The organism is Gordonia sp. DT30 (assembly GCF_049844915.1).
GTDB lineage: Bacteria > Actinomycetota > Actinomycetes > Mycobacteriales > Mycobacteriaceae > Gordonia.
Window position 1 is genome coordinate 37,810 of sequence record NZ_JBNCLY010000025.1, and the last position, 22,273, is coordinate 60,082.

General features: G+C 67.7%; 17 protein-coding genes and 1 riboswitch. Of the genes, 14 read left to right on the forward strand and 3 right to left on the reverse strand.

What is annotated here, in order from left to right:
- Positions 1-126 precede the first annotated feature (126 nt).
- The 3 genes from ACLQ3C_RS18775 to ACLQ3C_RS18785 are packed head-to-tail and all read left to right on the forward strand — an operon-like array spanning position 127 to position 4,150.
- The gene (locus tag ACLQ3C_RS18775) at positions 127-1,308 is read left to right on the forward strand and encodes an MBL fold metallo-hydrolase (RefSeq protein ID WP_425706610.1); all 1,182 of its coding nucleotides are present in this window, start codon (positions 127-129) and stop codon (positions 1,306-1,308) included.
- Positions 1,305-3,842 (forward strand): HAD-IC family P-type ATPase, encoded by a 2,538-nt coding sequence (locus tag ACLQ3C_RS18780; protein ID WP_425706611.1) that lies wholly within the window; start codon positions 1,305-1,307, stop codon positions 3,840-3,842. Before ACLQ3C_RS18775 ends, ACLQ3C_RS18780 begins: the two co-directional genes overlap by 4 nt.
- A gap of 44 nt (positions 3,843-3,886) precedes the next feature.
- Positions 3,887-4,150, forward strand: coding sequence for an antitoxin (locus ACLQ3C_RS18785; RefSeq protein ID WP_425706612.1), 264 nt, complete (start codon positions 3,887-3,889; stop codon positions 4,148-4,150).
- Between the two features lie 15 nt (positions 4,151-4,165).
- On the opposite strand, the gene ACLQ3C_RS18790 is transcribed toward ACLQ3C_RS18785, so the two are convergent.
- Positions 4,166-4,768, reverse strand: coding sequence for a DNA-3-methyladenine glycosylase (locus ACLQ3C_RS18790; protein WP_425706613.1), 603 nt, complete (start codon positions 4,766-4,768; stop codon positions 4,166-4,168).
- A 21-nt stretch (positions 4,769-4,789) separates the two neighbouring features.
- On the opposite strand from ACLQ3C_RS18790, the gene ACLQ3C_RS18795 reads away from it, so the two are divergent.
- On the forward strand, positions 4,790-5,227 hold the full coding sequence (locus ACLQ3C_RS18795) for a type II toxin-antitoxin system Rv0910 family toxin (RefSeq protein ID WP_425706614.1): 438 nt from the start codon (positions 4,790-4,792) through the stop codon (positions 5,225-5,227).
- Positions 5,228-5,319: 92 nt separating this feature from the next.
- Positions 5,320-7,203, forward strand: a complete 1,884-nt coding sequence (locus tag ACLQ3C_RS18800) for a substrate-binding domain-containing protein (protein WP_425706615.1) — start codon at positions 5,320-5,322, stop codon at positions 7,201-7,203.
- A gap of 136 nt (positions 7,204-7,339) precedes the next feature.
- Here ACLQ3C_RS18800 and ACLQ3C_RS18805 read toward each other — a convergent pair whose 3' ends face one another.
- The gene (locus tag ACLQ3C_RS18805) at positions 7,340-9,511 is read right to left on the reverse strand and encodes a glutamine synthetase III (protein ID WP_425706616.1); all 2,172 of its coding nucleotides are present in this window, start codon (positions 9,509-9,511) and stop codon (positions 7,340-7,342) included.
- A gap of 256 nt (positions 9,512-9,767) precedes the next feature.
- Between ACLQ3C_RS18805 and ACLQ3C_RS18810 the strand changes: the two genes are divergently transcribed.
- From ACLQ3C_RS18810 to ACLQ3C_RS18850, 9 genes are all read left to right on the forward strand, one after another.
- Positions 9,768-10,601 carry an SDR family NAD(P)-dependent oxidoreductase gene (locus ACLQ3C_RS18810; RefSeq protein WP_425706631.1) on the forward strand — a complete coding sequence of 278 codons (834 nt, stop codon included), beginning with the start codon at positions 9,768-9,770 and terminating at the stop codon, positions 10,599-10,601.
- 55 nt (positions 10,602-10,656) lie between these two features.
- Positions 10,657-10,736, forward strand: a riboswitch (ZMP/ZTP riboswitch).
- A gap of 19 nt (positions 10,737-10,755) precedes the next feature.
- Positions 10,756-12,162: an NAD(P)/FAD-dependent oxidoreductase gene (locus ACLQ3C_RS18815; protein ID WP_425706617.1), complete on the forward strand. Its 1,407-nt coding sequence runs from the start codon at positions 10,756-10,758 to the stop codon at positions 12,160-12,162.
- Between the two features lie 403 nt (positions 12,163-12,565).
- Positions 12,566-13,720, forward strand: a complete 1,155-nt coding sequence (locus ACLQ3C_RS18820; protein ID WP_425706618.1) for an LLM class flavin-dependent oxidoreductase — start codon at positions 12,566-12,568, stop codon at positions 13,718-13,720.
- Positions 13,720-15,348: an ABC transporter substrate-binding protein gene (locus tag ACLQ3C_RS18825; RefSeq protein WP_425706619.1), complete on the forward strand. Its 1,629-nt coding sequence runs from the start codon at positions 13,720-13,722 to the stop codon at positions 15,346-15,348. Before ACLQ3C_RS18820 ends, ACLQ3C_RS18825 begins: the two co-directional genes overlap by 1 nt.
- A 5-nt stretch (positions 15,349-15,353) precedes the next feature.
- Positions 15,354-16,370 carry an ABC transporter permease gene (locus tag ACLQ3C_RS18830; RefSeq protein WP_425706620.1) on the forward strand — a complete coding sequence of 339 codons (1,017 nt, stop codon included), beginning with the start codon at positions 15,354-15,356 and terminating at the stop codon, positions 16,368-16,370.
- Positions 16,363-17,247, forward strand: a complete 885-nt coding sequence (locus ACLQ3C_RS18835; RefSeq protein WP_425706621.1) for an ABC transporter permease — start codon at positions 16,363-16,365, stop codon at positions 17,245-17,247. The genes ACLQ3C_RS18830 and ACLQ3C_RS18835 overlap by 8 nt, the downstream gene beginning before the upstream one ends.
- Positions 17,244-18,818, forward strand: a complete 1,575-nt coding sequence (locus tag ACLQ3C_RS18840; protein ID WP_425706622.1) for an ATP-binding cassette domain-containing protein — start codon at positions 17,244-17,246, stop codon at positions 18,816-18,818. Before ACLQ3C_RS18835 ends, ACLQ3C_RS18840 begins: the two co-directional genes overlap by 4 nt.
- The gene (locus tag ACLQ3C_RS18845) at positions 18,811-20,010 is read left to right on the forward strand and encodes an LLM class flavin-dependent oxidoreductase (protein ID WP_425706623.1); all 1,200 of its coding nucleotides are present in this window, start codon (positions 18,811-18,813) and stop codon (positions 20,008-20,010) included. Before ACLQ3C_RS18840 ends, ACLQ3C_RS18845 begins: the two co-directional genes overlap by 8 nt.
- Positions 20,011-20,022: 12 nt before the next feature.
- On the forward strand, positions 20,023-21,393 hold the full coding sequence (locus ACLQ3C_RS18850) for an NtaA/DmoA family FMN-dependent monooxygenase (protein ID WP_425706624.1): 1,371 nt from the start codon (positions 20,023-20,025) through the stop codon (positions 21,391-21,393).
- 82 nt (positions 21,394-21,475) lie between these two features.
- On the opposite strand, the gene ACLQ3C_RS18855 is transcribed toward ACLQ3C_RS18850, so the two are convergent.
- Positions 21,476-22,273 (reverse strand): DUF222 domain-containing protein (locus ACLQ3C_RS18855; protein WP_425706625.1); only part of this gene is annotated, 798 nt, incomplete at its 5' end.

The following is a 22,273-nucleotide window of genomic DNA, read 5'->3' on the forward strand; positions in this document are numbered from 1 at the left end:
CGAGCAGCGATACCCGAGCAGCGATACCCGGGCTGCGATACCCGGGCATGGGGGCGCCGACGGTGAATGTGGCACTACCGGCGAGTGCGCGGGTCCCGGTCGGGACGGACCATTACGCTGAGGGACGTGACGATGCCCATCGAATGGACGCCCACCGAAGTGTTCGGGCGGGTCAAGAGCTCGGTCGGGGTGCTCGGTGCGCGTGCCGCCGGCGCGGCCGTCGGATCGCTGGCGTCGGCGGGGCTGCCCGCGGCCCGCGCCATCGGTGCCGATCCCGAGACGATCTGGCGCGAGGTGGCCGGCTCGCCGAACCTGGTCGGCCGCACCTTCGTCAATCCCGAGCCGCCCTCGGCCGGGGTGGCGCCCGACCTGCGGGTTGCGATGGACATGGCCAAACGCCCGGGCCGCCCGACGCATCCGATCCGGGTGGAGCGACCCCGGTTTGCCGATGAGGTCGCAGCCCTCGCGGTGACGTGGCTCGGCCACGCGTCGGCACTCGTCGAGATCGACGGGGTGCGCGTACTCACCGACCCGGTGTTCTCCCAGCGATGTTCCCCGAGCCAGACACTCGGCCCGGCCCGCATGCACCCCGCTCCGGTCGAGGCCGCCGACCTGCCGCCACTCGACGTGGTGCTGATCAGCCACGACCACTACGACCACCTCGACATGGCCACCGTGACCACCATCGCGCGCACCCAGCCGGACGTCGTGTTCGTGACGCCGCTCGGGGTCGGCGCACATCTCCTGGCCTGGGGAGTGCCGGCCGATCGCATCCGCCAAGCCGACCTGTGGGGGAGCGTGGAGGTCACCGGCCGGACCGGTCAGGCACGCTTCACCGTGGGACCGGCCCGGCACTTCTCCGGCCGCATGTTCGACCGTGACCTGACGCAATGGGCGAGTTGGGGAATCGTCGGACCCACTCACCGCGTGTTCTTCTCCGGCGACACCGGGTACAGCGAACGCTTCGAGGACCTGGGTGAGCTGCTCGGCCCCTTCGACCTCACCCTCATCGCGGTGGGCGCCTACGACCCGGTGTGGCCCGACGTCCATGTCGATCCCGAAGAGGCCGTGGCGATCCACCGGATGGTGTCCGGATCGGCGGGCACCGACGCGGTGCTGATCCCGATCCACTGGGGAACCTTCTCGCTGGCCCGCCACTCCTGGGCGGACCCGATCACGCGGCTGCTCCCGAATGCCGGCCGCAACGCCACCACGGTGATGGTTCCGCAGCCCGGCGGCACCATCGACCTGCAACACCGGACCGGGACCGGGCTCACCGACCCGCAGTGGTGGGAAGCGTCGGCATGAGCAAACCCCTTCAGGCCCAGACCCGGCGGCCGGGTCTGACCGCAGACGAGGTTGCCCAGCGCGTCGCCGAGGGTCATGCGAACACGATGCCGAACCGGTCCGGACGCAGCGTCGGCGACATCGTCCGAGCCAACGTCTTCACGCGCATCAATGCCCTTCTCGGGACGCTGTTTCTGATCGTCGCGTTCACCGGATCGTTCATCAACGGGCTGTTCGGCCTGCTCATCGTCGCCAACAGTGGCATCGGCATCATCCAGGAGGTCCGCGCCAAACGCACCCTCGACCGGCTCGCCATCGTCGGGCAGACCCGGCCGCGGGTGCGTCGCGACGGAAAGGTCGACGAGATCCCGCCCGACGAGGTGGTGCTCGACGACATCATCGAGGTCGGTGCCGGTGATCAGATCGTCGTCGACGGTGAGGTCGTCGAGTCGCTGGTCCTCGACGTCGACGAGTCGTTGCTCACCGGCGAGGCCGACCCGATCGACAAGGCCGAGGGCGACAAGATCCTCTCCGGCAGTTTCGTCGTCTCCGGTTCCGGTGCCTACCGGGCCACCAAGGTGGGCGCCGACGCCTACGCCGCCTCGCTGGCCGCCGAGGCGTCGAAGTTCACCCTGGTCTCCTCGGAACTGCGAACCGGTATCGACCAGATACTCAAGGTCATCACCTGGCTGCTCGTCCCGGCCGGCATCCTGACCATCGTCAATCAGCTGTTCATCAGCGGCAACGGGTTACGCGCGTCGCTGCTGGGCATGGTCGCCGCACTCGTGCCGATGGTTCCCGAGGGACTGGTGCTGATGACCTCGATCGCCTTCGCGGTCGGCGTCGTGCGCCTCGGACGCCGGCAGTGCCTGGTCAACGAGCTGCCGGCGATCGAGGGCCTCGCCCGCGTCAACGTCGTCTGCGCCGACAAGACCGGCACACTCACCGAGAACGGGATGCGCCTGTCGGAGGTGCGCGGCCTCGGGAGCGACAGCGACGGGACCGCCGCGCCGGCCGGTGTCGAGGAGGTGCTGGCCGCGCTCGCCGCCAACGACCGCAGCCCCAACGCCAGCGTGCTCGCGTTGGCCGAGGCCTACCCGAAAGCCCCCGACTGGCACCTGACCGCCCTCGAGCCGTTCACCTCCGCCAAGAAGTGGAGCGGCATGTCGTTCGCCGACGCGTCCGATGCCGAGCAGGGCAACTGGATTCTCGGTGCGCCCGACGTGCTCCTCGACCCGGACTCCGGACCGGCCACCCTGGCCACCGATCTCGGCGAGACGGGGCTGCGGGTGCTGTTGCTCGGACACACCGACGTGCCGGTGGACACCGAACCCGACGACAGTGCGACAGACGCGGCGGCCGGCACGGTGCCGGGCACACTCACCCCGGTGGCCCTGGTCGTCCTCGAACAACGAGTCCGGGACGACGCCCGCGACACCCTCGACTACTTCGCCTCGCAGCACGTCGACGTCAAGGTCATCTCCGGTGACAACGCGCGATCGGTTGGCGCCGTTGCACAATCGCTGGGGCTGGGGTCGCCGGAGACCGCCGTCGACGCGCGCAAGCTGCCCACCGACCTCGACGAACTCGCCGACGCGGTCTCCGACGGCATCGTCTTCGGCCGCGTCCGCCCCGACCAGAAGCGGTCGATGGTTGCGGCGCTGCAATCCCGCGACGACACGGTGGCCATGACCGGCGACGGGGTCAACGACGTCCTCGCACTCAAGGACGCCGACATCGGCGTCGCGATGGGATCGGGTAGCTCGGCTGCCCGCGCGGTGGCCCAGATCGTGTTGCTGGACAACAAGTTCGCCACCCTGCCCTATGTGGTCGGCGAGGGCCGGCGGGTCATCGGGAACATCGAGCGCGTCTCCAATCTGTTCCTCACCAAGACGGTGTACGCGGTGCTGCTCGCCTTGTTCGTCGGGATCGCCGGAATCGCCGGGAAGATCTTCGGATTCACCTCGCTCAGTTACCCGTTCCAGCCGATCCATGTGACCATCTCGGCGTGGTTCACCATCGGGGTCCCGGCCTTCATCCTGTCGCTGGCCCCCAACAACGAGCGGGCCCGCACCGGATTCGTCAAACGTGTTCTCACCCAAGCGGTCCCGAACGGCATCATCGTCGGACTCGCCGCCTTCGTCACCTACGTCATCGTGAATCCCGGCGGTACCGGCGTCAGTCTCGGCGGTGACAGCATCAACCTGGCGCCGCCGCAGACCCAGGCTGCCACCGCCACCCTGATCTGTCTGATCGCGGTCGCGCTCTACGTGCTCGCCGTGGTCGCGCGGCCCTACACGTGGTGGAAAGCGGCGCTGATGGCCGCGTCCGTCGGTGCCTACGTGATCATCTTCGCGTGGCCGTGGACCCAGCACATGTTCAAGCTCGATTCGTCGAACTGGCAGATGAACAGCGTCGCGTTCATCGCGGCCGCATGCGGAATCGCGTGCGTGGAGCTGGTGTCGAGGATTCTGCCGCGCGTGATCGATCGCCGCGCTGCCCGCGAGGCCGATCCGGCGGGCAAACCCTGGCGTGAGGCATGCGAGGCGCCATAGACTCGGGGCCCGTTCTTTCCACAACATCGATCGAGGAGACGGCAATGGATCTGAAGGGATTGGTCGACAAGGCCAAGGCCGCACTGCAGAAGAATCCGAGTCTGATCGACAAGGGCGGAGACGCCATCGACAAGGCGACGCACGGCAAGTACGCCGCGCAGGTCGACAAGGCCCAGGATGCGGCCCGCAAGGCCACCGGCGGGGGCGACGCCCAGAATCAGCCCCACGACCAGTCGTTTCAGGATCAGCCGCCCCACGATATTCAGCCACCCCAGAACCAGCCACCCCAACCGCCCCAGAACCCGTAGTACCGGGCGCCGGGATCAGGCCTCGGCCCGCGGATGACGGCGGTGTGCCGACACCGTCGGGTCGCCGGTGATCCAGAACCGCCAAGGCACGTCGGCGTTGCGCCGGACGCCCACGCGTGGGCCGCTGCGCACCGCATCCCGGCCCGACGGGGGTGGCGCGGCCCGCAGGCACACCGGCCGGCCATCGGTGAGGTCGGTTCCCAGGTCGTCCATGGTGATGCCCAGTGCCCGGCAGAGGTTTCCCGGGCCGCGCGCAAGTGCCGCGTCGGCCGCACCCGGCGTGCGTCGCCGGCGCGCGAGCCGCAGCCCGTCGATCACCTCGGCGCCCCGTAGCAACACCGCCGACGCCTGACCGTCCGGCCCGGTCACCACGTTGGCGCAGAAATGGCCGTGGATGCGATACACATACAACCGGTCCGGTGGGCCGTACATGATCGCCGATCGGGGCGTCCGCCGAAAGGCGTGCGACGCCGGGTCGAGGGGGCCGGCATAGGCTTCGACCTCGGTGATCCGCGCGATCACCCCATGACCGACGAGATGCATTCCGAGCAGCGATCGGGCTGCGGCAAGGACCGGGGGATCGCCTTGGTCAGATACTCGTGGTTTGTTCACCGTCATCACAGGTTAGGCTTCGACACCATGGCAAAGACGAGCGACTCCATCGAACTCGAGCTGTCACCCGAGGACACCTGGACCGCGGCGTCGGATCTGTCGCGCTTCGATGAGTGGCTGGTTCTGCATGGCGGGTGGCGCAGCGCGGTCCCGGGCCCGGACGAACTCGGCAAGGGCACCAAGATCACCTCGATCGTGAAGGTCAAGGGCAATCCCGTGCGCATCGACTGGGTCATCGACAAATATGTGACGGGCCGGGAGGTACGTCTCAAGGGGTCGGGCAAGGGCGGGATCAAGGTCAAGTTGGACCTGTCGGTCGGGCCCGGCGGGGCGGGATCGGTGATCACGTTCGCCGTCGACCTCGGTGGACTGCCGATGATCGGGCCGATCGGGATGGCGACCGCAAAGGTCATCCACGGGGATCTGCAGACGTCGCTCGCGACGTTCCAGCAGAAGTTCGGCTGATACGGCCCACCGCGGCCATCACACCGACAGCTATGACCAACCGACAGCGATGAGTACCGACAGGGCACGTCGGCGAGAACGAGGGGGACGACATGGGGCGGCACAACTCTGACTCCGGGAATTCCGGGAACCGGCCGGAACCGAACCGCGGTGACACCGGCCCGCAGCGTGCGGCTTCCGGTGACACCGGTCGTCAGCGTGCATCCAACACCGGCGCATCCAACACCGGCCGTCAACGCGCCGCCACCGGTAACACCGGACCCCAACGCGCGGCCACCGGTGACACCGGCCGTCAGCGCGCGGCCGCGCGCGGTGCCGGCGGCGACGATTTCGGTTTCGAACACCGCAAGGTCCGCTCGGCACGTCGAGGTGCCTGGCTGTGGGGGCTCGGGGCCCTGGTGGTGGTCGCGGCGCTGGTCTCCGGATTCATCCTCTGGCGGGCATTCGGGGGCTCGGGCACCTGCGACGGTGACCGGCAGAGCGTGACCGTCGCGGCCGATCCGACGATCGCCTCGGCGTTGCGTGATGCGGCCGGGTCCGTGTCGGCGGACAGTTGCTACGACTACACGGTCAATTCGGTCGCCGGCGCCGACGTGCCCGGGCAGCTCACCAGCGGCGAGCAGCGCCCCGATCTGTGGGTGCCCGACTCGCAACTGCAGGCGCGCCGGGTGGTCACGCAGGTGCGTCAGCAACTCGATCTGACCTCGCCGTCGCTCGCGTCGACCCCGACGATCGTCGTCGGGAAGAATCTCCCGCAATTGACCAGCTGGGAGCAGGTGATGAAGCTGCCCGACCTGCGTGCGGGCAGCCCCGTCGATACCAGCAGTGGTGACGCGCCGATCGTCGGAGCGCTCGCCGAGGTCAATGCGGGCAAGCTCAGCGAGACGCAGCTGCTGCAGGGTATGACCGTCCTCGCGGTACAGCAGAACAACGTGCGCCAGGCAGGCGATAGCGAGGGCACACGGCTGAATCTGGCGAACACCTCCGAGGTACCGGTGGTGACCACCGAACAGCAGTACGTGATGTTCATGCGCACTCATCCGGGATCCCAATTGAAGTTCGCGATCCCCGCCGACGGCACCGTGCTGCTCGACTACCCACTGGTCAACACCGCGGGCTCGTCCCGCCGGGATACCGCCGGTGACGCGGGTAAGGCGCTGGCCGCTGCCATCGCCGGTGACGACGGAAAGCCGTTGGCGCAGGCCGCCTTCCGCAAGCCGGGCGGTCAGCCGGCCGACGTGGATCATCCCTACGGCACCGGTGCGCCGGTGCAGGTGCTCTCGCTGCGCGATCCGGCCCAGGTCGACAAGGCCCTGCGCCAGTGGCAGGTGCTCGGCGTGCCGATCCGCACCCTCGTGGCGCAAGACACGTCCGGCTCGATGCAGACCGCGATCGGTTCGGAGACCCGCGCGCAGCTACTCATCGACGCCTCTCATCAAGGGCTGCAACTCTTTCCGAACAACGCGCAGATCGGGGTCTGGACGTTCAGCACCGACCAAGGACCCAACGGCCAGGACTGGGACCAGATCGCCCCCATCCGTCGCCTCGACGCACCCGCGGCCAACGGCCAGACATACCGCCAGGAAATCGACACCGCGGTACGCAACGGCCTGGCCCCGCAGAAGCTGGGCGGGAACACCGGTCTGTACGACACCACGCTGGCGGCGTTCAAAGAGGTCCAGAACTCTTATGACCCGAACTACTCCAACAGCGTCATCATCATGACCGACGGACAGAACGAGGACCCCGAGAGCATCAGCCTCGACCAACTGCTCGCGCAGCTCAAGAAGCTCGAGGATCCGGCCCGGCCGGTGCTGGTGCTCACGATCGGGATCTCCGAGGACGCCGACACCGACGCGCTGGCCAAGATCGCCGCGGCCACCGGCGGCACCACCTACGTCGCCAAGACCGCCGCCGACATATCGTCGGTGTTCGTCAACGCGATCCAGGCCCGCGTCCAGGCCGCCGGCCGCTGACCGTCACCGACCCGGCTGCACAGCGGATATGGGTCGACTTCGCGAATGTGTGCGCTGTAGGACACACATTCGCGAAGTCGGCCAGCAAACGGGCTGGATTCATCTCGGGTGCATACCGTCGGCGAACCCCGACAGCTCAGAGAATCGTCAGCATCTCGCAGTAGGTGGGCAGCGGCCACAGGTCGTCGGCGACGATCGTCTCGAGTTTGTCCGCGGCGGCACGTACTTCGGTCATCGCCGGGATCAGCGTGGTGAGCGCATACTCCGACTCTGCTTCGACGCTGTCGCCATGGAATCCGCCGATGGACTCTTCGAGCACGTCCATCTTCTTGTTGAGCGATTTGACCGAGGTGGTCATCGTCAGCAGAGCCGGGGTCTCCATGTCGATGCCCGCGGCCTTCAGGCTCGCGGCCGTCGAGGCCAGCTCACCCATGTAGCGGGTCGCTGCCGGCAAGATCATCGTCTTGGCGATCTCGAGGGTCTCCTTGGCCTCCACCAGTAGCGCCAGGGCGTACTGCTCGAGGACGACTTCCTTGCGCGCCTTGAGTTCTCGCTCCGAGAGGATGCCGTACTTGCTCATCAGGGCCTTGATCTCCGGCTTGTCGAACTGGGCCATGGCGTCGACGGTGGTACGCAGATTCAGCAGGCCGCGCGCGGCCGCCTCGGCCTGCCAGGCATCGGAGTAGCCGTCCCCGTTGAACACGACCTGGCCGTGGTCGGTGATGATCTGCTCGAGCAGTTTCTGTACCGCCGAGTCGAATGCGGTGCCCGAGCCGGTCTCCTTCTCGAGGAAGTCGCACACGTGGTCCAGGGATTCGGCCAGCATCGCGTTGATGGCGATCATCGGATCGGCGATCGACTGGTTGGAGCCGGGGGCGCGGAACTCGAATCGGTTGCCGGTGAACGCGAATGGGCTGGTGCGGTTGCGGTCGCCGGCGTCGGCCTTGAGTGGTGGCAGGGTGTCGACGCCGAGCTCGAGGACCCCGGTCGCCTTGCTCTCCTTGGCACCGCCCTTGGCGATCTGGTCGAAGACGTCGGCGAGTTGTTCGCCGAGGAAGATCGAGATGATGGCCGGCGGTGCCTCATTTGCCCCGAGCCGGTGGTCGTTGGAGGCCGACGCGATCGAGGCCCGCAGCAGTCCGCCGAATTTGTGGACGCCGCGGATGATCGCCGCGCAGAACACCAGGAACTGCTCGTTCTCGTGCGGGGTGTCGCCCGGATTCAGCAGGTTGCCCTGGTTGCTGTTGCCCAGCGAGAAGTTGACGTGCTTGCCCGACCCGTTGACGCCGGCGAAGGGCTTCTCGTGCAGGAGACAGACCATCCCGTAGCGTTCGGCCACCCGCTTCATCGTCGTCATCATCAGCTGTTGGTGGTCGTGCGCCAGATTGGACTTCTCGAAGACCGGGGCGAGTTCGAACTGGCCGGGCGCGACCTCATTGTGGCGGGTCTTCGCGGGGATGCCCTGCTTGAACAGCTCGCGGTCGAGTTCGATCATGAAGGCCAGCACCCGGTCGGGGATCGCGCCGAAGTAGTGGTCGTCGAACTCCTGACCCTTGGACGGCTGTGCGCCGAAGAGCGTGCGGTCGGCGGTCATCAGGTCTGGCCGGGCGAAGTAGAAGTGGCGGTCGACCAGGAAGTACTCCTGTTCGGCGCCGGCATAGGAGACGACGGTGTCGACGTCGGTGTGGCCGAACAACGTGAGCAGCCGCATGGCCTGCTTACTCATGGCCTGCTGACTGCGCAGCAGCGGCGTCTTCTTGTCGAGGGCCTCACCGGTCCACGAGATGAAGATCGTGGGGATGCACAGGGTGTTGCCGTTGGGGTTCTCGAGGATGTAGGCCGGGCTGGTGACGTCCCATCCGGTGTAGCCGCGGGCCTCGAAGGTGCCACGCAGGCCGCCGTTGGGAAACGACGATGCGTCGGGCTCGCCCTGCAGCAGCGTCTTGCCCTGGAACTCGGCAAGTGCCCCGTCGGCGCCGTCGGGCTCGAGAAACGAGTCATGTTTCTCGGCGGTGAAGCCGGTGAGCGGATAGAAGACGTGCGCGTAGTGTGAGGCGCCCATCTCGATCGCCCAGTCCTTCATCGCCGAGGCGACGTAGTCGGCGAGCGTCGGATCCAGCGGTGCACCCTTGCCGATGGTGGCCGACACCGCTTTGAACACATGCTTGGGAAGACGCGACTTCATCACCGACAACGTGAAGACGTTGCGGCCGAATGTGTCGGCCAACGGCTCGGGGAAGCCATCGGTTTCCATCTCGTAGGTGGTCACGGCCTCGATGGCCTGACGTCGCGACATGCTGCCACTCATGGGTACTCCTGGGTTCGGTCCCCGACTACCGACGAGTTCCTGCGCGGAGCCGGGGGCGTTGTACGAGCGATACGAAGCTATGAGCGGTTCGTGCCCAGGCCGTTGCGCCGATGTGACGTACGTGAAAACTCGGTTCGCTTTCCTGCGGAGCCCACGATGGCGCCCGATTTTCGCGGGTGACGGGGCCGGACTCGCGCACAGAACCCGACCGAATAAGGTGGGGACCCGATAGCCGAGGGAAGGTCAGATCATGGGTGTGGATGTGAGCGGCGCACTCTTCGACCTGATGCAGCGCCGGTCACTGCTGCCGACGGTGCTAGAGGAGAGGGTCACCGGTCCGGGCCGCGATCTCGCCGGCCTGACCATCGTGGTGACCGGCGCCTCCGCCGGGATCGGCCGCGAGGCCGTGCGAGCGCTTGTCGCCCGGGGCGCGCACCCGGTCGCCGTCGCCCGGCGCGAGGTCGAACTCCGTGCGCTGGCCGAGGAGACCGGCTGTGATTATGCGGTCGCCGATCTCGCCGACGAGGCCGATGTGCGTCGACTCCTCGGTGAACTGGTCGAGCGGGACATCGATGTTCTCGTCAACAACGCGGGCCGCTCGATCCGGCGACCGATCATCGAGTCGACCGATCGTCTACACGACTATCAGCGCACCATGGCGTTGAATTACTTTGCCGCGGTACAACTATCGCTCGGATTGTTGCCGGGGATGGTGGAGCGCGGGTCCGGGCAGATCGTCAACATCTGCACCTGGGGACTGATGGCCGGGACATTTCCCCGCTTCTCGGCCTACGCGGCGTCAAAGGATGCACTTGCGATCTTCGGCCGCAGTCTCAATGCCGAACGGCCGCATCCGGGCGTGTCTGCCACGAATGTCTACTTTCCGCTGGTTCGGACCGAGATGATCACTCCCACAGCAGAATACAACGACCTGCATGCGTTGGATGTGGGCGAGGCGGCGGATTGGATCGTACGTGCGATCACCCACCGCCCCGAGGAGGTGACCCCGGCCGGGCTGCGGACTCTGCTTCCGGTCCTCGACTACCTGTCGCCCGCGCTGGCCGACCGGGTGATGAAGGCCATCACCTGACACGTCGCCGTTCGGTAGCGAGCAGATCCTCGCGCCGGGCGCGATCGTGCGCTAACCTCGACGGTGCGACTGGCGCAGCCGGAATCGACCGGCAAGGAGCACGTTCCCCCGACATCGTCCGCCTGGGTGTCGATCCTCGACGAAGGAACGTGCCATGGCAGAGCCAGATCCACGCGCAATGCAGAATCATCTCGACCCCATCGCCGACGCGCCTTCGGGTCGCCACCACGTGGTGATCATCGGTTCCGGCTTCGGGGGACTGGCTGCCGCGCGCCGGCTCGAGAAGGCCGACGTCGACGTCACCGTGATCGCGCGGACGACCCATCATCTGTTCCAGCCGCTGCTCTATCAGGTGGCCACCGGCCTCATCTCGCAGGGGCAGATCGCGCCGGCCATGCGGGTGGTGCTGCGCAAGCAGCGCAACGTGCAGGTGGTTCTCGGCGACGTCGAGAACATCGACCTCGACCGCCGCACGGTGACCTCGCGGCTGCTGGAGCGGGACAGCGTCACCAACTACGACAGCCTGATCGTCGCGGCGGGTGCCGGCCAATCCTATTTCGGCAACGACCATTTCGCGGAGTTCGCGCCCGGGCTCAAGACCATCGACGATGCGCTGGAGTTGCGCGGACGGATCCTCGGGGCGTTCGAGCAGGCCGAACTGTCCACCGACCCGGACGAGCGTGCCCGATTGCTGACCTTCGTCGTCGTCGGCGCGGGTGCCACCGGCGTCGAGATGGCCGGGCAGATCGCCGAGATGGCCGCCAAGACCCTGCGCGGCACGTTCCGGTCGATCGACCCGACGCAGGCGCGTGTCATCCTGCTCGACGCCGCTACCTCGGTGCTGCCACCGTTCGGCAGCAAACTCGGGAAGCGTGCCGAAAAGCGTTTGCGTGCGCTGGGAGTCGACGTGCAACTCGGTGCGATGGTCGTCGACATGGACTACGACGGCTTGGTCGTCAAGGATGCCGACGGCGCCATCCGGCGCATCGAGAGTCAGTGCAAGGTGTGGTCGGCCGGGGTGTCGGCGAGTCCGCTGGGCGCTCGGCTCGCCGAGCAGAGCGGCGCCGAGATCGACCGCGCCGGCCGGGTGCGAGTGCAGCCCGACCTGTCCCTGCCCGGTCACGCGGAGGTGTTCGTCGTGGGCGACATGATGGCGCTCGACGGGGTCCCCGGGCTCGCACCTGCGGCCAACCAGTCGGCCCGCTACGCAGCCGACGCCATCCTTGCACGTCTGGCCGGGACATACCGCACCCGAAAGCCCTTCGCCTACTGGGACAAAGGGTCGATGGCGACGGTGTCGCGGTTTTCGGCGGTGGCGACCGTACCGATTCCCGGTACCTCGCGACGCATCGAGTTCTCGGGGTTCCTCGCGTGGCTCGGCTGGCTGTTCCTGCACCTGGTCTATCTCGTCGGATTCCGCAATCGCTTCACGACGGTGGTCGACTGGACCTTCGCCTTCACCTCGCGCAGCCGCAACCAACTCGCGGTCACCGAGCAAGAAGTATTCGCCCGCATCGTGATCGACCGGTTGGAGGAGATGGAGGAGCGCGGCGCCGCCTGACGGCGCCGGCAGGTTGGAGCCGAACACGTCGACGCGCTCGGCCGAGATTCACGGCGGTCAGGATCAGCAGCAGGCGAGAACACCGTATGAGCATGAGGTGAGGCTCGCCTAATTCAGAGAAGGCGCGCAACTCGGCCATTCGCGAAGCGTCCGGTGAGATGAATCGATTTCGGCGGCCAGGCAGGGGAGGTGGGCGCCGCCTTTTCCGCACAGTGGTCGAAACTCCGGCCAGCATATCGATGGCGGGAAAGCGGTCGATCGTCGTCACATCCGCGCTGCCTTGCCGCGCGTCGCGAGGCGGCCCTACCGTGAATCGACCATCTGGAGCGACCGAGAGACCCGGCTTGTCGACGTCGCAGCAACCCGTCAGGGTGCTAACGCCGGGATCGATGGGAGATACCCCGTGGGTTTCCATGACCGTGCCCCGTTGTCGGTGCTCGACCTCGCACCGATCAGCGAGGGATCGAATGCTGCTGCCGCGCTGGCGAATGCGATCGACCTCGCCCGGCACGCCGAGCAGTGGGGGTATCGCCGGTACTGGGTGGCCGAACACCACTTCGTGGCCGTCGCCGGCTCGAATCCGGCGGTGCTGATCGGCCAGATCGCCTCGGCCACCCAGAGCATTCGGGTCGGGTCGGCGGCCGTGCAGGTCGGCCAGACCACGGCGGTGTCGGTGGTGGAGCAGTTCGGCCTCCTCGACGCATTCCATCCGGGCCGGATCGACCTGGGTCTCGGCCGATCGGGGCAGCGTCGGGCCGAGGCACTCGGTGCGGCGCAGAAGGGACCGGCGAAGAGTGCACCACCCGCGCCACCCGCGACCCGGCCGCCGAGCCGGACCGTCGACGGCGTGATCATCCCCGAACGCGTCGATGTGACTGCGCTGCTGGCCGATTCGAGGCTTGCCCGCAGCTTCGAGGTGCTCACCCAGCCGGGTGCGCAGCCGCCCGATTTCGCGGATCAGGTCGCCGACATCGCCGCACTGCTCGACGGCACCTATCAGAGCCCGTCCGGGTTGGAGCTGCACGCCGTACCCGGAGAGGGCGCCGACGTCGAACTGTGGATCTTCGGCAGCAGCAAGGGCCAGAGCGCACAGGTGGCCGGCGCCCGTGGGCTGCCGTTCGTCGCGAACTACCACGTGAGCCCGGGGACCACGCTCGAGGCGGTGCAGGCCTACCGCGCTGCATTCCGGCCGTCGGACACGCTGTCGGAGCCCTACGTGGTGGTCTCCGCCGACGTGGTGGTCGCCGAGGACGACGAGACCGCACAGCGCCTCGCGTCCACCTACGGCCACTGGGTGTACAGCATTCGCAGCGGACACGGGGCCATCCCGTATCCCGACCCGCGGACCGCGACCCCGCTGAGCCCCGAGCAGCAGGCATTGGTCGCCGATCGCATCGAGACCCAATTCGTCGGCAGCCCCGATACCGTCGTCGACCGCCTCGCCGCACTCGGAAAGCTTACCGACGCAGACGAACTCGTCATCACCTCGGTCACCTATGACCACCACGACCGACTCCGGTCACACGAACTTCTCGCCAAGAAATGGGGCCTTATCTGATGCGCGTGCGCACCTCCGTCGTCGCCCGGGTCGCGACGGCATCTGTTGCCGCGCTGGCAGTTGCCGGTCTGGCCGCCTGCGGGTCGGGTTCCTCGAGCTCCGACGACGCCGGCCCGCCCGTGTCCGGCGGCACCCTGCGCTACGGCCTGTCCGACGCACCGACCTGCTCGGACCCGGCCCAGAGCGGCACCAACCAGACGATCTATGTGACGCGGCAGATCGTCGACTCGCTCACCGATCAGGTGCCCGGCAGCGGTGAACTCAAGCCGTGGCTCGCGCAGAGCTGGGACGTGAGCCCGGATGCGAAGGTGTTCACCTTCCACCTCAAGCCGAATGTGACCTTCAGCGACGGCACCAAGCTCACCGCCGATTCGGTCAAGAAGAACTTCGACGCCATCGTGAACACGCTCGGCGGGGCGAAGGCGCCGTTGGCCGCAACATATCTCAGCGGCTACACCGGGACGACGGTGGTCGATCCGCTCACCGCCCGGATCGCCTTCTCCGCACCGAATGCCCAATTCCTGCAGTCGACCTCGACGCCGCAGCTCGGCCTGCAATCCGACGCCACCACCGCCCAGTCGGCCGAAGCGCGGTGCCAGGGCACCAATGTCGGCTCGGGGCCGTTCGTCTACAGCGGGTGGCAGCAGGGCCGCTCGGCGGCGCTGCGCAAACGAACCGGCTACGCCTGGGGTTCGGCGGCGTTCAAGCATCAGGGTGAGGCGTACCTCGACGCCATCGACTTCACCGTCGTGCCCGAGTCCGGTGTGCGCACCGGGTCGCTGGGTTCCGGGCAACTCGATGTCATCAGTGACGCCCTGCCCAACGACAAGCAGCAGATCACCGCGGCCGGCGGTTCGGTTCTCACCGCGGTCAACCCGGGCGTCCCGTTCGGATTGCAGCCCAACGTGTCCCGGGGTGTACTGGCCGATGAGCAGGTGCGCCGGGCGTTGTTGCCTGCGATCAACCGCCAAGAACTCGTCGACACCGTCCTCGACAAGGACTTCCACCCGGCCACCGGAGTGCTCGCCGCCAACACCCCCGGCTTCCATGCCGAGACGTCGGCACTGGCCTTCGACGCAGGCAAGGCCAAGCAGATCCTCGACGCGGCCGGCTGGGCCGCCGGCCCGGACGGCATCCGTGCCAAAAACGGTCAGCGGCTGTCGTTCTCGGTGCTCTACAGTCCGGTGTTCGCCGGTAACCAGGCGATCCTGGAACTGTTGCAGCAGCAGCTGAAGAACGTCGGCGTCGAGATGAAGCTGGACGTGGTCCCGGCGGCCGAGGCGACCGTCCGCCAGAACTCCGGCGACTATGACGCGATCTACTACAATGTGACCCGCGCCGACGGCGACATCCTGCGTACCCAGTTCGGGCTGAGTGCCCGAAACCTGAACCGGCGCGGCCCGATCCCGGCCCTCGACACCGCCTTGGCAGAGCAGCAGACCACCACCGACATCACCGCCCGCAACGCCGATCTGGCGACCGCACAGACCCAGATCGTCGACCACGGTCTGTTCATCCCCACCATCGAGCTGTCGCAGGCGATCGGTGCGGCCGGCAATGCGCATCAGGTGGCCTTCGACGCGTCGGCACGACTGCAGTTCCACGACACCTGGCTCTCGGGTCGGTGACCGGGATGGTCCGCTATCTCGCGACCCGGATCGCTGCGGCGATCGGGGTGCTGTGGGCCGCCTTCACGGTTGCGTTCATCATCCTGATCCTGTTGCCCTCGGACCCGGTGACGATCGCCACCTCCGGGGATGCGTCCACGCCGGTGGACCCGGCGGCGGTGGCTGCGCTGAAAGCGCGCTACGGGCTTGACCGTTCGATCTGGGAGCAGTACTGGTCGGCGTTGACCGGCGCGCTGCACGGCGACTTCGGGATCTCCATCTCCCAGGGCCGGCCGGTCACCGACGTCATCTTCGACGCGCTGCCGAGCACGGTGGCCCTCACCCTCACCGCGGTCGCACTGGCCGTGGTGCTGGGCGTGGGTCTGGCCGTACTGGCCACGTGGACGCGGTTCTCGGCGTTGCGCCGCATCCTGCTGTCCATACCGTCGCTGGTCGTCGCGCTCCCCACGTTCTGGGTGGGCCTGGTGTTGTTGCAGGTCTTCGCCTTTCGGCTGGCATGGTTCCCGGCGTTCGGTGATACCCGGCCGGGTTCGCTCGTCCTGCCGGCGGTCACCCTCGCGATTCCCTATGCCGGGGTACTCGGACAGGTGCTGGTCACGAGTATGACCGCCACCGACGCCCAGCCGTTCGTGCAGACCGCCACCGCGAAAGGTGCCAGTCGCGGCCGCGTCATCGCTCGCCACATCCTGCGGGTGTCGTCGCTGCCCGCGCTGACGGTCGCGGGTGTCATCGTCGGCAATCTGCTCGGCGGTGCCGTCGTCGTCGAGACCGTGTTCTCGCGGCCCGGTGTCGGCCAGCTGGCGCAGAGTGCCGTTCTCGCCCAGGACATTCCGGTGGTGCTGGCCCTGGTGACGTTCTCCGCTCTCGTCTTCGTCTGCATCAACCTGGCTGTCGACGTCGTCTATCCGTTCCTGGATCCCCGCATTCTCACCGGCCGGTCGCGGGACGGTCGGTCGGCGAACGGCCCGGCGAACGGTCGGGCGGATACCGACGACACCGCTACGGAGTTGACCAATGTCTGAGTCATCCAACACCGGCGTCTCGCCGGCGTCGTGGTCGTGGGCCCCTGGCCGGTTGCGCCCCGGCGTCGTGTGGACGTGGTTGCGCGCCAACATCGCCGTGGCACTCAGTGCGGTCGTGGTACTGCTGGCACTCGGATTCGCCGTGTTCCCAGGGCTGTTCACCAGCCGCGACCCGCTGTTGGCGGTGCCCTCGGAGAAGCTCTCGGCGCCCAGCGCACAGCACTGGTTCGGCACCGACAACCTCGGACGTGACGTGTACGCCCGGTTCGTCCACGGTGCCGGACTGTCGCTGTCCGCGACGATCGGGGCAGTCGCGGTGGCCCTGGTCATCGGCTCGGTGCTCGGCGTGCTCGCCGGTGCCGCGGGACCGGTCGCCGACGGAATCATCATGCGGGCCATCGACGTGATGCTCGCCGTCCCGCAGATCCTGCTGGCACTGGCGATCGTGGCCGCCCTCGGATTCGGGACGACGAAGGTGGCGATCGCCGTCGCGGTGGTGTTGATCGCGAGCTTCGCGCGCGTGATGCGTGCCGAGGTGCTGCGGGTGCGTCACGCGCCCTACGTGGAGGCGGCGCGGGCCTTCGGTGTGCCGACCCCGGTGATCCTGGTCCGCCACGTCCTGCGCAATTCGTATGCGCCCGTACTCGCCTTGGCGGCAGCGGAATTCGGGATGGCGATCCTGCTGATCTCGTCGTTGTCGTTCCTCGGTTTCGGGGCGGCGCCGCCGGCACCCGAATGGGGTTCGCTGATCTCGGAGGGCCGCAACTATCTGGCGACGGCCTGGTGGATGACCACGCTGCCGGGTCTGGCGATCGTCGCGGTCGTACTGGCGGCCCACACCATCGGACACCGCATCTCGGCGGGGGAGGACCGATGAGCCCGGTGCTGGACGTCGCCGACCTGAGCGTGCACTACCGCATGGGCAGAACCGACACCGAGGCCGTCGGTGGCGTCGGCTTCGTGGTGGAGCCGGGCGAGACGGTCGCCGTGGTCGGGGAGTCCGGATCGGGCAAGACATCGGTGGCGCACGCCATCATCGGGCTGCTGCCGCCCTCGGCCCGGACGTCGGGACAGATCAGCCTCGGTGACATGCGGATCGACGGGCTCGCGCCCCGCGCGCTCAACCGTATCCGGGGTGCGCGGATCGGGCTGGTCCCGCAGGACCCGGGAACCGCCCTCAATCCGGTGCAGCGCGTCGGCGACCAGGTGGCCGAGGTGTTGCGGATTCATGGCCGTGCGGCCCGCAAGACCGCCCACATCCACGCGCTGGAGCATCTGACCGATGCCGGACTCGACGACCCGGAACTGCGTTACGCGCAGCTGCCGCACCAACTTTCCGGCGGGCAACGGCAACGCGTGCTGATCGCGATGGCCATGGCATGCGGGCCGGAACTGATCATCGCCGACGAGCCCACCAGTGCACTCGATGTGACGGTGCAACGACGCATCCTCGATCATCTCGAGGCGCAGGCCGCCGACAACGGGTCGTCGATCCTGCTCATCACCCACGACATCGGCGTCGCGGCCGACCGCGCCGATCGGCTGATCGTGATGTCGGGTGGGCGCATCGTCGAAAGCGGGCCCACCGCAGAGATACTCACCGACCCGCAGCACGCCTACACCCGCCGGCTCATCGCCGACGCCCCCGGTCTCGCGTCGGAGACGTTGGCCCCGGCCGGCCCTGCGGACGACGCACCGATCGTGGCACGGGCCGATCACATCTCCCGCACCTTCCGCATCGGCCGGGGCGATCGGCTCACCGCCGTCGGTGATGTGTCGCTGTCGGTGCGGGCGGGCGAGACACTTGCGATCGTCGGCGAGAGCGGGTCGGGAAAGACGACGACCGCACGTATTCTCGCGGGACTCGAGAGCCACGACGCGGGCACGGTCGACGTCGGCGATCGCCGCTCCGACGTCGGCTTCGTCTACCAGAACCCGTTCTCCTCGATGAACCCGAAACTCACGGTCGCACAGATCATCTCCGAACCGATGCGTGGCACGCCCAAGGCGGGGCGTCGCGCTCGCGTGGCCGAACTGCTGGAGGCCGTCGCACTCGATCCCGAGTTCGCGCGGCGACCACCGGCCGCCCTGTCCGGCGGGCAGCGCCAGCGGGTGGCAATCGCCCGCGCGCTGGCGACCACGCCGCGGTTGCTCATCCTCGACGAGCCGGTCTCGGCGCTCGACGTCACCATCCAGGCACAGGTGCTGCGACTGCTCGCCGATCTGCAACGGCGGCAGGGGATCGCCTTGCTGTTCATCTCGCACGACCTCGCCGTCGTCCGCCAGATCAGTCACCGGGTCGCCGTGATGCGCGGCGGCCAGATCGTGGAGGAAGGTCCGGTGGACTCCGTGTTCGCCACGCCCCGACACGAATACACGCGTCAACTCATCGCGGCCATCCCCGGACACGGCCGCACCCCAACCGCCAAGGAGACCGCTCATGCCTGACCAGATACATCTCGCTGTCGCACTGTCCGATGCCGGGTGGCATCCCGGTGCCTGGCGCGAACCCAATGCCCGCCCGACCGAACTGCTCTCCGGACGGTACTGGAACGATCTGGTGGCCGAGGCCGAGTCCGCTGCGCTCGACTTCGTCACCATCGACGACGGCCTCGGGCTGCAGCGCGACAACCCGTTCACCCCCGACAGCCGGACCGATCGCGTACGGGGCCGCGTAGATTCGGTGCTCATCGCCAATCGGGTGGCACCGACGACGCGCGGGCTCGGGCTGATCCCGACCGGCATCGTCACCCACACCGAGCCGTTCCACACCGCCAAGGCGATCGCGACGCTCGACTACGCCGCACGCGGCGGGGCCGGGGTGCAGCTGCGGGTCGACGGGTCGGCTGCCGACGCCCGGCTGTTCGGCCGGCGGACCCTGCCCGATCTGGTGCCCGGCGATATCGACCAGGTGGTCGTCGACGCTCTGTTCGCCGAGGCCGCCGACTACGCCGAAGTTCTTCGTCGCCTGTGGGATTCGTGGGAGGACGACGCCGAGATCCGCGACGCCGCCACCGGCCGGTTCATCGATCGCGAGAAGTTGCATTACATCGACTTCGAAGGCGAGTACTTCAGTGTCCGGGGCCCGTCGATCACCCCGCGCTCCCCGCAGGCGCAACCGCCGATCGCCCTCCTCGGACACAACAGCGGCTCATGGGATCTGATCGGGCGCGCCGGTGACATCGGATTCATCACCGCGCACAGCGCATCGGAGGCCACCGAGATCGTCGGCGAGATCGACGCGGCCCGCCGCGCGGCCGGGCGCGACGGTGAGCCGGTCCGTGTCTTCAACGATCTGGTGGTCATCCTGGGTGCCACCGACGCGGAGGCGGCGCAGCGCGCCGAGCGCCTCGATGCGCATGCCGGTGCCGAGCTCTTCAGTGACGCAGAGATCTTCGTCGGGACGGCCGCCGGCCTGGCCGACCGGATCGAGGAATTCGTCGGCGCCGACGCCGAGGCCGACAGCGGCGCGGTCGGGGTGCGGCTGCGGCCGGCCGCACTGCCCGACGACCTCGTGTCCATCACCCGTGAGCTGGTCCCGGAGTTGCGGCGCCGCAACCGGTTCCGGGCCGACTACACCGCCACCTCACTTCGTGGGCATCTCGGGCTCACCCGTCCTGCCAACCGCTACGCAGCCTGATCGGAGACCGACATGTCAGTTCATCGCAAAGAAGTCCATCTCGCGGCCCACTTCCCCGGGGTCAACAACACGACGGTGTGGAGTGATCCGGAATCCGGCAGTCACATCGAGTTCGAGTCGTTCGAGCATTTCGCCCGCACCGCCGAACGCGGCAAATTCGACTTCCTGTTTCTCGCCGAGGGTCTGCGGTTGCGGGAGCAGAACGGCCTCATCTACGACCTCGACGTCGTCGGGCGCCCCGACACCTTCTCCGTTCTCGCCGCACTCGGTGCGGTCACCGAGCGGTTGGGGCTGACCGGCACCATCAATTCGACCTTCAACGAGCCCTATGAGGTGGCACGGCAGTTCGCCAGCCTCGATCACCTCACCGACGGCCGCGCGGCCTGGAATGTCGTGACGTCGTGGGATGAGTTCACCGGCGAGAACTTCCGGCGCGGCGGCTATCTCCCGAGTTCGCAGCGGTATTCGCGGGCCAAGGAATTCCTCGAGACCGCGCTGGAACTGTGGGAGTCGTGGCACGGCGACGAGATCGTCGCCGACAAGGAGTCCGGCCAGTTCCTGCGTGATGGTGCGGTCGGCGAATTCGAGCACCACGGTGAGCAATTCGACATCGCCGGGCAGTTCTCGGTGCCGCGCAGTCCGCAGGGCCGCCCGGTGATCTTCCAGGCCGGTGATTCCGAGGAGGGCCGGGAGTTCGCCGCCGCCAAGGCCGATGCGATCTTCTCGCGGCACAGTGCATATGACGCCGGGCGTGAGTTCTACCGCGACGTCAAGTCCCGGCTGGCCAAGTACGGCCGCCGCAGCGAGCAGTTGCTGATCCTGCCGTCGGCCACATTCGTCTTGGGCGACACCGATGGCGAAGCCGCCGAGCTCGCCCATGAGGTGCGGTTGGCCCAGGTCAGTGGTGCGACCGCGCTGCGCTTCCTGGAGCAGGTGTGGAACCGCGATCTGTCCGACGTCGACCCGGACGGTCCGATTCCCGACTTCGATCCGGTGATCGGCGAGCACACCATCGCCCGCGGCCGGGCCAGTGTGCGGATGTACCGTGACCCGCTGGAGACGGCGCGCGAGTGGCGGGAGCGGGCTCAGGCCAACAACTGGTCGATCCGCGAACTCATCATCGAGGTGACCGGACGCCAGTCCTTCATCGGCAGCGCGCAGACGATCGCCGACGGCATTGACGAGTACGTGCAGAACGACGTCAGCGACGGCTTCATTCTGGTTCCGCACGTCACGCCTGGAGGGCTCGACCGCTTCGTCGACGAGGTGGTCCCGATCCTGCAGGAGCGCGGCAGCTTCCGCAGCGAGTACGCCGGAACCACTTTGCGTGATCACCTCGGGATCGACCGTGCCGGTGAGGGGTCAGGGCTCGCCGCATCCTGAGTTCCGGCGGCCTGGATGGGCACGCCAGAAATCTGCAGCCTTTGGTCGCGGTTTCCGCGATTAAAGGCTGCAGATTCGGTGGTCAGCGTCCGCAGATGGCGAGCAGGCGGGCCAGGCGGGCTTCGACGCGTGACGGTTCAGTGGTCACGTCGATGTCGGCGTCGTCGGGGGTGATGATGTCGACGACGTCGTAGCCACCGGTACTGCTGTCCGGCAACGGGTTACCCGTGTCGGGTGGTTGCCGGTGGATTTCGGCACGCACTTTGGCGAGCCCGGCGGTGAAGTCGGGCCCGACATCAGGCAGTTTGTTGACGCGTTTCGGGTGCGGTGGGGCACCGGGGGCGGCGTTACGGCGCCACCAACACCGGCCGGCGAGGGGTCCGTCGCGGTAGATGCCGGTGGTGTACTGACCGAGGCGGTCACCGACCATCCGGTTGTGTTTCGGGCAGGCGGGGGCGAGGTCGTCGATGTTGGTGAGCCCGCCCTTGGCGTAATCGAGGGTGGCGTGGTGGATTTCCGAATGCGCGGCCGGTTGTGAACACCCGGGGTGCGAGCACACTTGTCCGTCGGGTTTGGCGAACAGGGCGATGCGTTGCCCGCGGCTCGCCAGCCGGGCACGCCCCAAATACAGGGGCACGGTGGTGTGCTCACCGAAGACCGCCAACCAGGGTTGCGCGTCGGCAGCCAACCGGATGACGTCTTTGATGGGCAGCAGGCTGTTGGTGGCCGTCACGCCGTGGCCGGTTTCGTTGATCAGGTCGGTGAGGTCGGCTTTGATGATCAACTGCACCGGCAAGCCGCGATGCGATTCGCCGAGTTCCCCCGACGTCAGGGCCAGTTTGTACACGGCCTGCATCGCATCATGGTTGCGTTGGGCTTG

Excerpts from the sequence above, each read along its gene's own strand:
- ACLQ3C_RS18805 (WP_425706616.1), bottom strand. The coding sequence starts at position 9,511 with ATGAGTGGCAGCATGTCGCGACGTCAGGCCATCGAGGCCGTGACCACC.
- ACLQ3C_RS18785 (WP_425706612.1), top strand. The coding sequence starts at position 3,887 with ATGGATCTGAAGGGATTGGTCGACAAGGCCAAGGCCGCACTGCAGAAG.
- ACLQ3C_RS18830 (WP_425706620.1), top strand. The coding sequence starts at position 15,354 with ATGGTCCGCTATCTCGCGACCCGGATCGCTGCGGCGATCGGGGTGCTG.
- ACLQ3C_RS18825 (WP_425706619.1), top strand. The coding sequence starts at position 13,720 with ATGCGCGTGCGCACCTCCGTCGTCGCCCGGGTCGCGACGGCATCTGTT.
- ACLQ3C_RS18780 (WP_425706611.1), top strand. The coding sequence starts at position 1,305 with ATGAGCAAACCCCTTCAGGCCCAGACCCGGCGGCCGGGTCTGACCGCA.
- ACLQ3C_RS18840 (WP_425706622.1), top strand. The coding sequence starts at position 17,244 with ATGAGCCCGGTGCTGGACGTCGCCGACCTGAGCGTGCACTACCGCATG.
- ACLQ3C_RS18800 (WP_425706615.1), top strand. The coding sequence starts at position 5,320 with ATGGGGCGGCACAACTCTGACTCCGGGAATTCCGGGAACCGGCCGGAA.
- ACLQ3C_RS18795 (WP_425706614.1), top strand. The coding sequence starts at position 4,790 with ATGGCAAAGACGAGCGACTCCATCGAACTCGAGCTGTCACCCGAGGAC.
- ACLQ3C_RS18845 (WP_425706623.1), top strand. The coding sequence starts at position 18,811 with ATGCCTGACCAGATACATCTCGCTGTCGCACTGTCCGATGCCGGGTGG.
- ACLQ3C_RS18850 (WP_425706624.1), top strand. The coding sequence starts at position 20,023 with ATGTCAGTTCATCGCAAAGAAGTCCATCTCGCGGCCCACTTCCCCGGG.
- ACLQ3C_RS18790 (WP_425706613.1), bottom strand. The coding sequence starts at position 4,768 with ATGACGGTGAACAAACCACGAGTATCTGACCAAGGCGATCCCCCGGTC.
- ACLQ3C_RS18815 (WP_425706617.1), top strand. The coding sequence starts at position 10,756 with ATGGCAGAGCCAGATCCACGCGCAATGCAGAATCATCTCGACCCCATC.
- ACLQ3C_RS18835 (WP_425706621.1), top strand. The coding sequence starts at position 16,363 with ATGTCTGAGTCATCCAACACCGGCGTCTCGCCGGCGTCGTGGTCGTGG.